Genomic DNA, 14,663 nt, shown 5'->3' with positions numbered 1-14,663 from the left:
CCTTTCGGCAGTTCCATTAATTAAATTACAATTAATTATATAATATTTTTCCGTTCTTTTAAAGGATGTTTGACATCTTATCCATTATTTAAAGAACGTTTTTTCCATCTCAATCTTACTACTCTTCACAAAAAATACAACTCTTTTTAGCAAATTAAGCAATTTCTTTCCCAAAGGATGAAATAATTAAATAAAGCATGTATTTTTCTCAATATTTCAGCGGGAATTTCAGCAAGAAAACGGTTCCAATATTTTTATCACTCTTGACTTCCACAGAACTATTGTACTTTTCAAGTAACATTTTTGTAATACTAAGCCCTAAGCCTGTACCGCCTATTTGACGATTTCTTGCCTCATCAACTCGATAAAAGCGATCGAAAATGTATGGAATGTTTTCTTCCTCTATACCAATACCATTATCTTCTATTTTTACTGACACTTCCTGTTCTAAGACAGATAGTGAAATTTGAATCTCAGGAATTTTTTCACAATAACGAATTGCATTTTCTATTATATTACGAACAATTTGGCTAAGTGCATTTTCTGTTATATATAATCGCCCTATTTCTTCATCTTTCGACAGCGATATTCGAGCATCCGGATGAAGGAGTCTTGTGTCCTCTATAACCGTTTCTATAACAGATACTGCATCAGCCTCACTTTTGATGTCCTTTTCTTCACGACGTGCAAGTTCTAGTAATTCTTCGATCATTTTACGCATTCGTACAATTTCAGTTAATGAAGTTTCAATAGATTCCTCTAAAATTTCTGGATCATCCTTCCCCCATCTTTTCAAAAGGGATAGATGTCCTTCAATTGCCTGGATAGGCGTCCGCAACTCATGAGAAGCATCCGCAACAAACTGTTGCTGCTTTGTAAATGAAATTTGCAATTCATTCATCATCGCATTGTACATTTTCAATAGATCGCCAATCTCATCATGAGACGTGTAAGTTAATTGAATTGGTTCATTAAATCCTTTATCCATTACTGTTTTCATGGATGCACGTAATGCATGCAATGGCTTCATCAAATAATTGGCTAGATAATAGCCAATTGAAGCTGATAACACCAATCCTCCCACCCCCGCTATGAGCATGGCAGTTAATAAATAATGCATTAACGACTGAAACTTAGATAATGGATGAACAACTTGAATATACCCTTTGAAGAAACCGAGCTGAATCGGTTCATTAATAACAAAGGCATCCTTTTTATCAATTGTCATTTCTACCACTTCATTCAACGCAGTTAAGGGCGCAGCCTGCGAAGTATTATTAATGCTTAAAATCTCAATACCATCTACATTAAACATTCTGACGGTTTGATCTCGATCCACAATGGTTTTTAATAGACCCGTGTTTTCTTGAATTTGCTGCACAGTAAGATTGGGTCCTTGTGACTCTAAAAAGGAAATCAAATCAGCCCTAGTTAGTTTAATCTTACTTTGTTCATCATTTATTAGCCATGTATGCAATGAAATATAAACGACAATACAAATAATCGTATAGCTAAAAAATATAACAGCACTAGATGTGAGCATCCATTTTCTTTGTAACGATTGATTGACTAAATAATCTCTTAATTTTTTCATTCGCGCATCACATACCCCACACCACGAACGGTTTCAATATAGGCATTCATATCACCCGGTAGTTTATTTCGCAAATGCCGAATATATACATCTACGACATTTGTCTCTATATCCGTATCATACCCCCAAACAGAGGTTAAAATTAGCTCTCGTGTACAAACTTTATTTTTATGCTCTATCAATAATTTAAGTAAATCATATTCTGTTTTCGTTAAATCAAGCTTTTTCCCTTGAACAAATACTTCATAGGCCGCTATATCCATTTCGATATCACGAAAATGTAATGAACCCCCAATTTTTTCATCAGGTGTCACCCGACGTATTATTGTACGAATTCTAGCTAATAGTTCCTCAATAGCGAACGGTTTTACTATGTAGTCATCTGCGCCAGCATCTAAGCCAGCTACACGATCCATTACAGCATCTCGAGCCGTTAACAATATAATGGGTACCTTTGACTGCGTGCGTATTCGACGACAAATTTCAATTCCATTTATTCCTGGAAGCATAACATCTAATAGCAACACATCAAAATTTTCAGTTGAAGCTAGCTCAAGTCCTTCTCGTCCTTCAAAAGCGACGATTACATCGTAACCCTCATGCTTTAATTCTAGCTCCACAAAACGAGCAATATGCTTCTCATCTTCCACTAAAAGTATTTTTTTAAGCATTTCTTCACCTTCTATTCTAAAATAACTATGAGGGGTTTCCTCTTTAATACTGTTATAGCATAACATCAAACAAAAAGTCTGTACCACAAGTAACTACTTGTTTGTACAGACTTTTTTAACTTCTTTCAGCAGATGTTTTGGTAGCGAAAGCGAAGCGTCAGCGGCAATTATGCCGAGGCATAATTGCTTAGGAGTCAGTAATATAAAGATTATTTTTTCCTATTTCCTTCGCTTTATATAAAGCTTGATCTGCTAATTCTAGCAATTCATTTAATGTGCGACCGTGGTCCGGATAATAAGCGATGCCAATGGAAGCAGTTGGAGCAAAGTGATGACTTTCGATGGTCCAACCTTTTTTAAGTTCATTACGAATACGATTAATAATATCCATCATTTGTGTTTGTCTCGTCTGATCATTACGAGTTAAACCTGTTAGGACGACAATAAATTCATCGCCACCCATTCGTATAACTAAATCATGGTTACGTACAGCCGTAATTAAAACTTGGCCAAATTTTCGGATAAAGTCGTCTCCCGTGTCATGGCCATACTGATCATTAACATGCTTAAAGTCATCCCCATCGATATAGAACATAGCTAAACACTCATGACGTTCTTGCGCTTCTACCAATAGTTTCGGAAACTCCTTTTGTAAAAAACGACGATTTGGTAGTTGTGTTAACGTATCGTGATAAGCTAAATATAATAAATCATTCTCTCGTTCCTTACGATGAGTTATTTCTCGAGATACCATCATTATTTGTGAAACTTTTTCGCGCTCTGGATCATGAACAACTGTTACGTTTCCTTCAGTCCAAACAGGTGTACCGTCCTTTGCCCTTAGCAATAGCTCAAACTGCGTTTCAGTTTGGCCCGAATAATTATTTAGAAATGTTTGCCAAGACTTCTTACTATGTTCATCGACTATGTTACTGTAAAACTGACCTTGTAAATCTACATTTTCGTAGCCTAAGAAAATCTCATAGGAAGGTGAGGCATAAATAATGATGCCATCTTCGTTTGTAATGACAATCAAATCATTTGTATTTTCTGTAATAAGACGGAATGTGCGTTCAATATTTTTTAATTCCGTTAACATTCTTTTCTTGTCCGTAATATCATAGTTAATGGATAAATATTGTTCTGTCTCCCCGAATTCATTTTTTAATGGAACTATAGATGCTTCTACCCAAAAATCAGCATGGAATTTTGTACGGTAGCATAGCTCGCCTCGCCAATTATCCCCCGCTTTAAGTGTTTTACTAATTAATTGAAATAAGTCCTCTGTATTGTTATGAGGCTCTAATAATTTAGAAGGTTGACCTATTAGCTCTTCAGCATTGAAACCAGTCGCATTTAAAAACAAATCATTAACTTCTAGAATTTTTGCATTACTATCCAAAACAGCAATGGCAGCTGCTGAATTTAGAGCAGCTTTAAAAACCTCTAAACCATGAGATTTTGAGCGTAACTCTGCTTTTTGTTCAGTGAATTGTGTGCAATCCTGCATGAGAAGAAAAATAGCAAAAGAATTATCCCGTTGCATAACCGGAGATAGTGAAACTAAATACATGCGCTCTTTTTTATCCAGTGTATGAAGCTTAATGAGTTTTTCGCCAATATTTTCGCCCATAGTTGCTCTTTGTAAATAGCTCTGGATGTTCCCTACTTCATCTTTAGGAACAATTGGTAAATCGACGAATAATTGTTGTTTGACTGTTTCAGTATCTAATTTAAAGTCTTCCGTGAAGCTTGAGTTCACCTCATAAATAGCTCCTTCAGCTGATAAGATGACCGTAGAAAAAAAAGCATGATCAAACATTGAGCGCAGAAATAAAAACTTATCTTCGATAATACGATCATAGAGAATTTCTTTTGTTATGGCTAAAATATAGTCTTCATTATTATGTTTAAACGGTCGAACAGATGTCTCATATTTACGAACTTCAGATTTATAATAGGCATAATCCACATAATCAACTTGACTATGCTTCGTAATTGCTTGATTGTAGTTTTCTTGAATTATAGAAAAATTTTTTCGACTTGAGGTAACGGTAGAAAGCATTTTCCCAATCGCCTCATGTGATAACAAAGTTCGAGCTGATTTATTTAAGCGAATATATTGATAATCGTCTCCCATTTTTTTCATTAAAAAGACAAAATCTTTGCCAATAAACAAATCATTAAATAAATCTTCGCTTAAAAGATATTCCATGCTGTCCCCCCATAAGTCGTTAATATTAATATAGAATTTTTATATAGCTTTTGTATATACAAAAAAAATCAATACTACTATTATAACATAATTTAAAAGAGTCACCCTTCTCGAATTGGAAAAATTTTATCCTTTTAAGGCTATTTTTTGATATTTTACCTCTTTAGATGAAATAACGTAATCCAAAAGAAACACTTTTTAAATATACCTACTCATAAAATTAATATTTTAGACTTAATGCTTCCCAAAATTTTTAAATAAACAATTTTTACCTATCTATACAAATATTTATTTTTCAGAATTTACTGACCGAAAAACTTATTTTATGTTCCAGCGAGGAAAATGATTGCATAAAGCAGTATGATTGTTATATTATATTAAAAAAACTAGCCTTTTTTCGGTATGGTCGAAAAATCAGTAAGACAGCGGGAGATTATGGTTATCATAGTTTTAACGTCTAGTTCTTTGGGTTTTAATTCCAGTACGAATTTTAGTTTTCTTCTTTATGTTTTAAAGGAATTGTTTTAACTACCCTAGTAAAGGAGGCGTTTCGTATGCTTAAACATCGAGACCTACATGAATGTACAGAGCTTTATGAGCTATTATCACACCCTTCTGTTTTCCCTTTTGTCCGTCAAAAAGCCACATCAGCTGATGAGTATTGGTTTATGACAAAACAACTGATTGAAGAAGAATCAATGGGACTCGCTATTTCAAGGACAATTACTGATGATTGGGGTCAACCAATCGGCACCATTAGCATTCATGATGTGGAGGATGGTGCAGGCTTTTTAGGAACGTGGATTGGACTCCCTTATCAAGGGCAAGGTTATAACCAAAAAGCGAAAATGCTTTTTTTGAATGAACTTTTTTTTGACTATAACTTCCATACGGTATTTCTCCGTATTCGTGTTGAAAATATAAAATCACAGCGTGCAGCTTTAAAGCTACCCTATGTTATGAGTGCGAATGAAAGTCACCCAACATTATTAACACAGGTTAACAGCGGCGAGGCGCAATTTAATTTATATAAAATTCCAAAAGACTTGTTCTATCTTACAACAGCCAATCAAATGGCAGAAGGCGAAGAACAAGCGATGTAATCTACTTTGAATTTTCATAAAAAAAGCTATGTGTTCTGTCTTAATGACAGGCACATAGCTTTTTTTATGTTTTTGCTCCATATAATTGCAGTATTGCAATAGGCACTGACTACTAAACCTACTTTTTATATTGTAAAATCAATTTCGCCATTTCTTCTGGCGTCTTCGGTCTTTGTGTTTTCTCCATAATTGCAACCATTTCTGCTTTTCGCTCTGTTAACACATGAACCGATTTTTTAAAGGATTCCTTTGTTAACTCTTCCTCTTGTAATACTTCCGCGTAACCCTGTCTTTTAAATAGGTTGGCATTTAATATTTGGTCACCACGACTTTTTTGTGCAGATAATGGTACTAATAACATCGGCTTGTGAAGTGCTAAAAATTCAAAAATCGAATTAGAACCAGCACGTGAGACGATAAAGTTTGCCGCATGTAATAAATCCGGTAATTCTGTTGTTACATATTCAAACTGCTTGTAACCTGGCGTAGATTCTAATGATTCGTCGTAATTTCCTTTACCACATAAATGAATGATCTGAAACTGTTTTACAAGATCCGGTAAATTTTGACGAAGCGCGTCGTTCAAGACAACTGAGCCTAGACTTCCTCCCATCACAAGAAGAACAGGTTTTAATGTTGTAAAGCCACATAATGATAACCCTTTTGCTCGATCTCCCATGAATAACTCTTGGCGAATAATGGAGCCTGTGCATGTTGCCTTTTCTTTCGGTAAGTGCTGTAATGTTTCTTCAAAAATCGTAAAGATGTGTGATGCAAATGGTAGCGCAATTTTATTGGCCAAGCCAGGTGTAACATCTGATTCATGAATGACTACAGGAACACCAGCAAGTTTGGCAGCCATGACAACGGGTACAGAAACAAAGCCACCCTTTGAAAAAATTACTTGGGGCTTCACTTTTTTGATAATACGAAAAGCCTGCATAATTCCAGCAAGCACTTTAAAAGGATCTGTAAAATTTTTCATTGAAAAATAACGACGCAATTTTCCACTTGAAATACCGTAAAACGGAACACTTGGAAACGCCTCGCCTATTAATTCTTTTTCAATGCCCTCGTCTGAGCCAATATAGTGGACATCATAACCTAGCTCTTGTAAAGATGGGAGTATCGCTTGATTGAGCGATACATGACCAGCTGTCCCTCCACCGGTTAAAATGATTGTTTGTTGTTTCACATTAATTCTCCTATTCCATCAATTCGGCCTCGGCATAATTGCGTCCGGGATCGGCTTTGTACTTAGGCAGTTAGCCGTTGTCGCATGGATGCGATGATTTTTTTAGGCTAACATCCTTATTAACTACTTTCCGATTCTGTGACATCCGCTTGTAGCCATACTACTTTTTGTATACAGTCTTTTATTTTACTATATGCGAACGAAAAGATATAGATGAAGCTTTTAATTTCTTTCATCAAATGTCTTATGACCGAAAGCGTAGCGACAGGCACAAATTTCTTATGTAACGAAAGCGAAGCGGCAGGTAGAGGTATCCAAGCATCTGTTGAAAGAAATAAAATTTTCAGCCTTCTCCTATTTTTTTATGCTATACTCATTAATTAAATATATTAATGAAGGAAGATATACACTATGAATCAAACAACTACGTTAAAAGAAAAATATGCGCTAATATTAAAAATTATCGTACCCATTTTAGTCACACAAGTAGCTATTTATCTTATTTCTTTCTTCGATATTTTAATGTCGAGTCGGTATGGTACCACTGACTTAGCTGGAGTGTCAATTGGCTCCTCTATTTGGATGCCTATTTACACAGGTTTATCTGGCATTCTCCTTGCGATTACACCTATTGTCTCACAGCTTGTTGGAGCTAAAAAAGAACTTGCCGCAAAGAAGGCTGTTCAGCAAGGAATCTATATAGCCATCGTACTATCGGTACTTATTTTCATTGGATTATTAGTCGGCATTGATTGGATTCTCGGCAATATGAATTTAGAAGCCTCTGTACATACTATTGCTAAATCTTATATTCATGCGATGTGCGCAGGTCTTATACCACTCTTTTTATTTTTTGTCATGCGTTGCTTTATCGATGCGCTTGGACAAACTCGCGTCACAATGATTATTACATTACTTGCAACGCCGATTAATATTGCGTTGAATTATATTTTTATTTTTGGCAAGTTTGGAGCTCCCGAACTTGGCGGAATCGGTGCAGGCGTTGCAACGGCGATTACATACTGGCTAATTTTCTTAATCACAGTTTGGATTATTGCAAAACGCGTGCCCTTTGAACGCTTCCGCCTATTCCATGACTGGCCAAAATTAGAATGGCTTCGTTGGAAGGAAATTTTAATCATTGGTGTCCCGATTGGAATATCTTTATTTGCAGAAACGAGTATTTTTTCTGCTGTCACGATGATGATGAGTAGCTTTAGTACAGCAATTATCGCAGCTCATCAAATAGCTTTAAATTTCACTTCCCTACTCTATATGGTGCCACTTAGTATTTCGATGGGCGTTACGATATTAGTAGGGTTCGAAATAGGCGCTAACCGAATGCATGATGCTAAACTCTACAGCTATTTATGTGTTGGCACCGCGATTTTATTTAGCTTTATTTCAGCTTGTATCCTTTTTATCCTTCGTGAGCCAGTTGCCAATATGTATACAACTGATGGAAAAGTGCTAGAATACGCCGGTCATTTTTTAATTTATGCGGCCATTTTCCAGCTATCTGATGCTATCCAAGCGCCCGTACAAGGAGCTTTGAGAGGTTACAAGGATGTTACAATGACCTTTATCATGGCGATCATTTCGTATTGGATTATCGGCTTGCCTGTTGGATATGTACTGGCCACTCACACAGACTTCGGACCGTTTGGCTACTGGATTGGGCTAGTTGCAGGTTTGACTACAGGAGCAATTACTTTATTAATACGTTTAATACTTGTTCAAAAAAGATTTAAAAGTACGGCCAAAGCAACAATAGCAAACTAGACATGTTCTAGTTTGCTTTTTTTCATTGAAAGAAGTAGCTATCCTCCTAAAGAACGCGGAAGAAATATTAAAAATAGCGGCTAATCAGACGCCCCCAAAAAAGCGCCCAGTTGGAACGAAAATCAACCTCTCGTTTTGCCGAAGATATAAAAGAAAAAAACTCTATTTCCACCAAAGTCTAATTTCGAGCTTCTACTATGAAAATAAAAAAAGATGTTCACTAAGCCGTTTTTGACTTAGTGGACATCCTATTATTCAATAAAGCTATTATTATTTTTGGATAAACTGTTGTGTCCAGTAGTTACCTGACTTCACATAACCAACACCAATATGTGTGAATTTCTCATTTAAAATATTCGCACGGTGACCCGGTGAATCCATCCAAGCTTGTACTACTTCTTGAGGTGTACGTTGACCTTGTGCAATATTTTCACCTGCACTCTTATACGTAATACCTAAAGCTTTCATACGATCAAATGGAGAACCGAATGTTGGGCTTGTATGTGAAAAATAGTTTTTAGATTGCATATCTTGTGATTTTTCACGAGCAGCTGCCATCAGTTGATCATCCGTTTTAAATGGTGCTAAACCAGCTTTTGTACGTTCAGCATTCGTTAATTTTACTACTTCTTGTTCAAATGCATTCACATCTGAAGTAGTTGTTGATGGTGTAGACTGAGCTGGTGTAGTAGCTGTATTTTCTTTTTGAGCTGTTTGTGTATTGTTAGTTGTTGCTTGTGTATTGTTAGTTGGTGTTTGATTTTTTTCTGGTGCTTGTGTTTCTTTTGATGGTGCTTGTGTTTCTTTTGATGGTGCTTGTGTTTGTGGTACATTTACATACCACTTATGATTTGACCATTGATTATTTGACCATTTATGATAAGAAACTTTATTACAGTCTGATGTTGTGTTCCCCTCTGTAGTATTTGCTGCAGCGGATGCCATTTGAATTGGAGCTGCTAATAAAAATGTTGCACAAATTGCAGTTAGTGTTTTTTTCATTTTTGCAATTCCTCCTTCTCTGCAAACAATCGTAAAGTACGAATTTAATAAATTTCTTGCCAGCATCTGCTAACAACACCATCAGAGACATAAATTCGCATCAAACAGAGGGTTTTTGGCAATAATTTTTAGCAAGTTCCACCAGTCTATGAAATACTTACGTTTCAAATAGGGTTGACACCTCTAAAAAACTATTAATTATTTTCAATATTCAAATAGAGCGGCAGCAAAATAGAGTCTTAAAATAGCGATACACACTTCCTTCATTTTACTAATCCACAAAAAAATCTGCCATGATTACTACTTACATAAGACAACATGAACAGAGCTTTCATGTCTTATTAGTAGTAATTAGCAGATTTTATATGTCTATATATTAATACCTATAACGTTTAAACTACTTACATCTTCACCAATAATAACGAGTTTTGCGGGCATTTTTACGTATTCTGGAAGCCATTGGACCATGCCATACGCATATTGAAACAGCATAGGATTTTTTACACCTTCAATTGGCACATAGCCCTTCATTCGATATACGGTTTCAGGCAATGTACGTACCCAATCCTCAAATTGCTCCTGTGTAAAGTCAACATCCTTAAATTCAACTAATCGTGAACCAAGATGCATTGATGCTATTGGGGCTTTCACAACATCTTGCTTATCCACCTGAGCTGTTGCCTTTAAATCTTCTAATAAACGTAACGGTACTCGACCATTTGTAGTTTGCAAAATAAAGGCATGAGGATTAAAGCCTTGTAGCTCATAAACAACCTGTGCCTGCTCTGCCTCTGTTAATAAATCTGTTTTGTTGGCCAGCAATAAATGTGCGTGACGGATTTGTTCCATAAATAAGGAGCGTACTTGCGGAGTTAATGTTTCCCGATTTAGCCACAGCTTCGAATCAGCAACCGTGACAATTCCTTTGACATTTAACTGTTCCGCAAATAACGGTGAATAAACAGCGTCTAACGCTTCAACAGGATGTGCAGCACCTGTTGTTTCTATAATTAAGACATCAAAGTCACTATCTAATAGAAGAGATTGAATTTGTGCCTCTGTTTTTTCAGCGCCAGAGCAGCAAATACAGCCCTCTAGCATTTCCTTTAGTGGAATATCCTTTTCCACAGCCTGTGAGTCAAATGGTAGCTTTCCAAGCTCATTCATAATGACAGCAGGCTTTAAACCTTTTTCCTTTAGTTGTCGAATAACATCTGTAAGCATAGATGTTTTTCCGCTACCTAAAAAGCCACTAAATAAGTATACATCCTTCACAATTATTACCTCCCATTAAAAAAGCTGTCGCAAAAGGCCACTAGAGACGCCTGCTGCGACAGCTACTTTGTTAGTTTGTAGTTTACTCAGTTTTTGCTGGTGTACCAGTAAGCAGTTCTTTTGCTTTTAACAATTGAGGATCATCTGCTTTTATTTTAGCACGCAATGCATCCATTAAAGCAAATGTTGTATCGCCAGTTAAAACGCCTGTTTGTTCAAGACCACTTGCAGCTTGGAGTTTTTTCACTGCACGTTCTGTATATTGATCAAAAATACCGTTTGCTTTACCAGGCTCATATCCTAAAACTTCTAGCATCTCTTGTGCCGCTTTTACAGAGTTAGACTGCACATCCTTTTTCATTTCCACAGATGGATCTAAGAATGGTAATGATGCATAAGATGGGTATGACACTTTGACATCTGGAGCAATACCTTTTTCGTGAATCCAGTTACCATTTGGCGTTAGCCATTTAGCTGTTGTGAATTTAAGGTTAGAGCCATCTTTTAATGGTGTGACATTTTGTACTGTGCCTTTACCAAACGATGTTTCTCCAACAATTTTAGCACCGACAGACTCTTTTAATGCTCCAGCTAATATTTCAGAAGCAGAAGCACTGCCGCTATCAACAAGGACTGTCACTGGAACATTATATTTTTTACCAGCAATAGCATTTGTAATTTTCGGCTCTTCATCTTTTTGTTGTACTTGTACAATCGGTTTACCTTCCGGAACAAATAAATTCGAAATTTCAATTGCATCATCTAGGTAACCACCTGGATTTTGACGTACATCTAAGACGATACCTTTCAAGCCTTTACCTTCGTAATCTGCAAGAATCTTCTCAAATTCTTTTGCTGTATTTTCACTAAATGACGTGATATGAATATGGGCAATATCCCCTTCAAGCATTTCACCGTAAACCGTTTCCACTGGAATTTCATCACGGACAATTGTCATATTAATTGGATCAGCGTTTCCTTCTCTTTTCACGGTTAATTTTACTGGTGTTCCTTTTTCACCCCGAATACGAGCTACCGCTTCAGATGCACTTAACCCATGAATGCTTTTTCCATCAACAGTTAAGATAATATCTTTCGGTAATAGCCCTGCCTTTTCAGCAGGTGAATTTTTAATAGGTGACACAACTGTAATAGAGCCGTTACGCTCTTGAATTTCGGCACCAATTCCTTGGAAACTAGAAGACAAACCAGACTTAAATTGATCTGCTTCTTCCTTCACCATAAAATCAGAATACGGATCACCTAAAGCGTCAAACATGCCACTAATAGCGCCATCGACCACTTTCGCATTGTCGATATCTTTGTAATAGTTGTTTTTAAGCAAATCATAGGCTTCGTACAATTTCGAAAATTCCGTACGTCCATTCGGTACTTTCACTTCAACTGCTTTCTTATCTCCGAATGTTAACGCAAATATCGTTAAGCCTGCAGTAATTAGGATTGTAAAGAACATCAGCATAATAAATTTAAACGGTTTCATTTGTATAAATTGTCCTGCAAGTTTTACTTCAGTAGGAGGTGTTTGTTCTGGCTGCTGTTCTATACTATCTTTTTTCTGTTCATCCATCTTGATTGTCACCACTCTCATATACACTAACTTGTTGTCACACTATTACCATCTTAACAGGTTATAGAGAAGACGAAAAGAAAAAGACTGTCAAAATTTCTCGACAAATCTTGTCCTCCAACTATCTTCAGAAAATCCAGCATTTATTAATCACTATATTGTTAAACACATTATTCTATGTAGATGTTATTGCTTTAGATTTTGTAAAAGTAAAGGTGCCCTTGAAGCGCTTTCTAAAGGCACCTCTATTATCTGCTAAGTTGAAGGTATATAATGGTACTGCTTTTCTATTTTACCCGTTTCCTCGAAGCAGTCAACTAAAATCCTCATGAATATTAGAAATTACATATCCTCTTATGCATCTTTAATATACGTAACTTGCGCCAATTTAGCATTTTTTATTTTCATCTCTGCATTTTTCGCTGCATTGATCCCTGTAAAAGTTCCTGTTTTAATACGATAATTTGCACCGTCCTGCTCAATGTAAACAAGCCAGCCGAATGTTGTTTTCATCACCTGTGTTGCGCTTTCTGCTGCTTTAAGAGTACTATACGTTCCCGTGAAAATACGATATTTTTGCGTTTCTACTGGAGGCACTAGAATATCTCCAGCGTTTTTTACCATGTCGATAAATTGTGACCAAGGAACTTTTCCGGCACGAATATTACGAGGGCAATTTTTCCCACTAAAATAATTGTGTTGAACAATATTTTGAATTGTTATATTTTCATCTTTTATAATTTTTGCGATAAGACTCACCGCATTTTCCACAGCTTTTAAATAATCTCCATCACTATTTACGCAGATTTCCACTTGAATCCCTTGGCTATTACCAACATACGTTCCTGTTCCCCAGCACTCCCAAAAATGCTCAAACGATTGTACAGCTTCTTTATCGTCTACTTGCCAATGCCAGCTAGCTTCCCTACTGTTCCCATTTATCTGTAGACGAGCATGGGCGTCAGCATCAGCCCCAACGTTCGTATTGTCGGTTTCATGAACGACAAGATACTTTTTTGCATTATTTTTACCATTTGTTATATTGATTGCTTGTGCAGTTGATACTAGTTTTTGGCGAATTGTTACCATAGGTTTCCCCCCCTTCTTTTTTTCCTAATGTAAAAAGCGGGATGATTGAACTTTAATCATACTATCTTAACTTTTGTAGTTTAAAGATAGATAATAAGTTCACTCTATATTATGAACCTTTTGTAACTTCTACTATGTTTTTATAAGCATTAATAACCACATATTTACACCCAAAATTCACTAATGCTTATTTTGGTTTGCGCTGAGCTGTTTTTAACTCAGTTCTCTTAATTTTTTTACAACAGAATGTACGGTTAGCCTATGAAAAGTAAGAAGCTGTCCCTTATAAATGACAGAAAAAATACCGTACGGAGTTGGTGACAGTTCCATCAACTCTTCTCTATCTTTAAGATCTATAAGCTCAACCGGTATATTCAATTTATTTGCACCAGCTATAATATTTTCCGTTGCAATTTCGACATATGGACATTGGAACGAGCGTAAAATCGTTAAGTTGTTATATTTTTTTAATCTGTCCTCCCAATCATTCGGAAAATACGGATGTTCTGCTTCGTCGCTCAATTTGTAGACAAGTAATTCAAAATCATATGGGGCAGTGTCAATAAGTAAAAATCCGTTTTTCAAAAAAATCTCTTTACTTGGCGCCCAGGACGTTTTTGAATTAGAAATAACAACGACACCTTTTTTGGCTTGCTTTTTGGCATCTTCTATACATTTATTGATTAATCGAGTTCCGTAACCTTTTCCAATTTCACTTACCCATAAACAATGAATCACTAAATAACCATCAGCATGAACCACTCTTGAGGAATTTTCTGCTTCTGTATATTCAATAAACCCTACTTGTTTTTTATTGTCGATTACTTGTACGTATTTCAAGCCTTCTTCAAATCTATTGTTCAGCCATTTGTTCTTATTTAAATATCCGCTTGATTTCTTCTTACTTCTAAGACAATAACTCCCAATTCCCTCTAAAAGTTCATTATTACATTCAACTAATTCAACCTTACACAATGCCAATCCCCCCCTATTCATTAGTGTAATTATATCTTTTTTGTTTAAACGTTTGTTTAAGCATACTCTGTAAAATTAAATAAATTGAATGTAACAGATTATTATGTAAGTTAAACGGAAAAGTCATTTATAGAAATAAAAAAATCAGACTAAATCATTTTAGTCTGATCTTCT

Annotated in this window: 11 protein-coding genes; 2 read left to right on the top strand and 9 right to left on the bottom strand. The window is 35.9% G+C overall.

All coding sequences use genetic code 11. The features are described from left to right. Positions 1 to 208: 208 nt before the first annotated feature. The 3 genes from ACMZ42_RS02600 to ACMZ42_RS02590 all read right to left on the bottom strand — a co-directional run bounded on the left by ACMZ42_RS02600 (position 209) and on the right by ACMZ42_RS02590 (position 4,480). A complete protein-coding gene (locus ACMZ42_RS02600) occupies positions 209 to 1,594 on the bottom strand; it encodes a sensor histidine kinase (RefSeq protein ID WP_415730451.1) in 1,386 nt (461 codons plus the stop codon). Next, the gene (locus ACMZ42_RS02595) at positions 1,591 to 2,265 is read right to left on the bottom strand and encodes a response regulator transcription factor (RefSeq protein WP_370082049.1); all 675 of its coding nucleotides are present in this window, start codon (positions 2,263 to 2,265) and stop codon (positions 1,591 to 1,593) included. The genes ACMZ42_RS02600 and ACMZ42_RS02595 overlap by 4 nt, the downstream gene beginning before the upstream one ends. A 187-nt stretch (positions 2,266 to 2,452) precedes the next feature. Further along, entirely contained in the window at positions 2,453 to 4,480 is a 2,028-nt protein-coding gene (locus tag ACMZ42_RS02590) for a diguanylate cyclase domain-containing protein (protein WP_415730450.1), read from the bottom strand. Positions 4,481 to 5,034: 554 nt separating this feature from the next. On the opposite strand from ACMZ42_RS02590, the gene ACMZ42_RS02585 reads away from it, so the two are divergent. After that, on the top strand, positions 5,035 to 5,583 hold the full coding sequence (locus ACMZ42_RS02585; protein WP_415730449.1) for a GNAT family N-acetyltransferase: 549 nt from the start codon (positions 5,035 to 5,037) through the stop codon (positions 5,581 to 5,583). A 118-nt stretch (positions 5,584 to 5,701) separates the two neighbouring features. Here the strand turns inward: ACMZ42_RS02585 and ACMZ42_RS02580 are convergent, their stop codons facing one another. Next, positions 5,702 to 6,778 carry an undecaprenyldiphospho-muramoylpentapeptide beta-N-acetylglucosaminyltransferase gene (locus ACMZ42_RS02580; protein WP_370082057.1) on the bottom strand — a complete coding sequence of 359 codons (1,077 nt, stop codon included), beginning with the start codon at positions 6,776 to 6,778 and terminating at the stop codon, positions 5,702 to 5,704. A gap of 411 nt (positions 6,779 to 7,189) precedes the next feature. Between ACMZ42_RS02580 and ACMZ42_RS02575 the strand changes: the two genes are divergently transcribed. After that, on the top strand, positions 7,190 to 8,560 hold the full coding sequence (locus tag ACMZ42_RS02575; protein ID WP_415730448.1) for an MATE family efflux transporter: 1,371 nt from the start codon (positions 7,190 to 7,192) through the stop codon (positions 8,558 to 8,560). 270 nt (positions 8,561 to 8,830) lie between these two features. On the opposite strand, the gene ACMZ42_RS02570 is transcribed toward ACMZ42_RS02575, so the two are convergent. The 5 genes from ACMZ42_RS02570 to ACMZ42_RS02550 form a co-directional block, all read right to left on the bottom strand. Next, the gene (locus tag ACMZ42_RS02570; protein ID WP_415730447.1) at positions 8,831 to 9,562 is read right to left on the bottom strand and encodes a CAP domain-containing protein; all 732 of its coding nucleotides are present in this window, start codon (positions 9,560 to 9,562) and stop codon (positions 8,831 to 8,833) included. 369 nt (positions 9,563 to 9,931) lie between these two features. Beyond that, on the bottom strand, positions 9,932 to 10,837 hold the full coding sequence (locus tag ACMZ42_RS02565; protein WP_415730446.1) for a CobW family GTP-binding protein: 906 nt from the start codon (positions 10,835 to 10,837) through the stop codon (positions 9,932 to 9,934). 82 nt (positions 10,838 to 10,919) lie between these two features. Continuing rightward, positions 10,920 to 12,425, bottom strand: a complete 1,506-nt coding sequence (locus ACMZ42_RS02560; protein ID WP_415730445.1) for a S41 family peptidase — start codon at positions 12,423 to 12,425, stop codon at positions 10,920 to 10,922. Positions 12,426 to 12,779: 354 nt separating this feature from the next. Further along, positions 12,780 to 13,514, bottom strand: a complete 735-nt coding sequence (locus ACMZ42_RS02555) for an N-acetylmuramoyl-L-alanine amidase family protein (RefSeq protein ID WP_415730444.1) — start codon at positions 13,512 to 13,514, stop codon at positions 12,780 to 12,782. Positions 13,515 to 13,727: 213 nt separating this feature from the next. Beyond that, a complete protein-coding gene (locus ACMZ42_RS02550) occupies positions 13,728 to 14,489 on the bottom strand; it encodes a GNAT family N-acetyltransferase (protein WP_415730443.1) in 762 nt (253 codons plus the stop codon). Positions 14,490 to 14,663: the final 174 nt, after the last annotated feature.

The sequence above is a fragment of the Lysinibacillus sp. NPDC056185 genome (assembly GCF_047737915.1).
Lineage (GTDB): Bacteria > Bacillota > Bacilli > Bacillales_A > Planococcaceae > Lysinibacillus.
The sequence above is the reverse complement of the archived record's forward strand: the minus strand, read 5'-3'. Positions and strand labels throughout refer to the sequence as shown.

Bases quoted from the DNA above. Each gene is read 5' to 3' on its own strand.
- ACMZ42_RS02600 (WP_415730451.1), bottom strand. From the start codon at position 1,594: ATGAAAAAATTAAGAGATTATTTAGTCAATCAATCGTTACAAAGAAAA.
- ACMZ42_RS02595 (WP_370082049.1), bottom strand. From the start codon at position 2,265: ATGCTTAAAAAAATACTTTTAGTGGAAGATGAGAAGCATATTGCTCGT.
- ACMZ42_RS02590 (WP_415730450.1), bottom strand. From the start codon at position 4,480: ATGGAATATCTTTTAAGCGAAGATTTATTTAATGATTTGTTTATTGGC.
- ACMZ42_RS02585 (WP_415730449.1), top strand. From the start codon at position 5,035: ATGCTTAAACATCGAGACCTACATGAATGTACAGAGCTTTATGAGCTA.
- ACMZ42_RS02575 (WP_415730448.1), top strand. From the start codon at position 7,190: ATGAATCAAACAACTACGTTAAAAGAAAAATATGCGCTAATATTAAAA.
- ACMZ42_RS02570 (WP_415730447.1), bottom strand. From the start codon at position 9,562: ATGAAAAAAACACTAACTGCAATTTGTGCAACATTTTTATTAGCAGCT.
- ACMZ42_RS02560 (WP_415730445.1), bottom strand. From the start codon at position 12,425: ATGGATGAACAGAAAAAAGATAGTATAGAACAGCAGCCAGAACAAACA.
- ACMZ42_RS02555 (WP_415730444.1), bottom strand. From the start codon at position 13,514: ATGGTAACAATTCGCCAAAAACTAGTATCAACTGCACAAGCAATCAAT.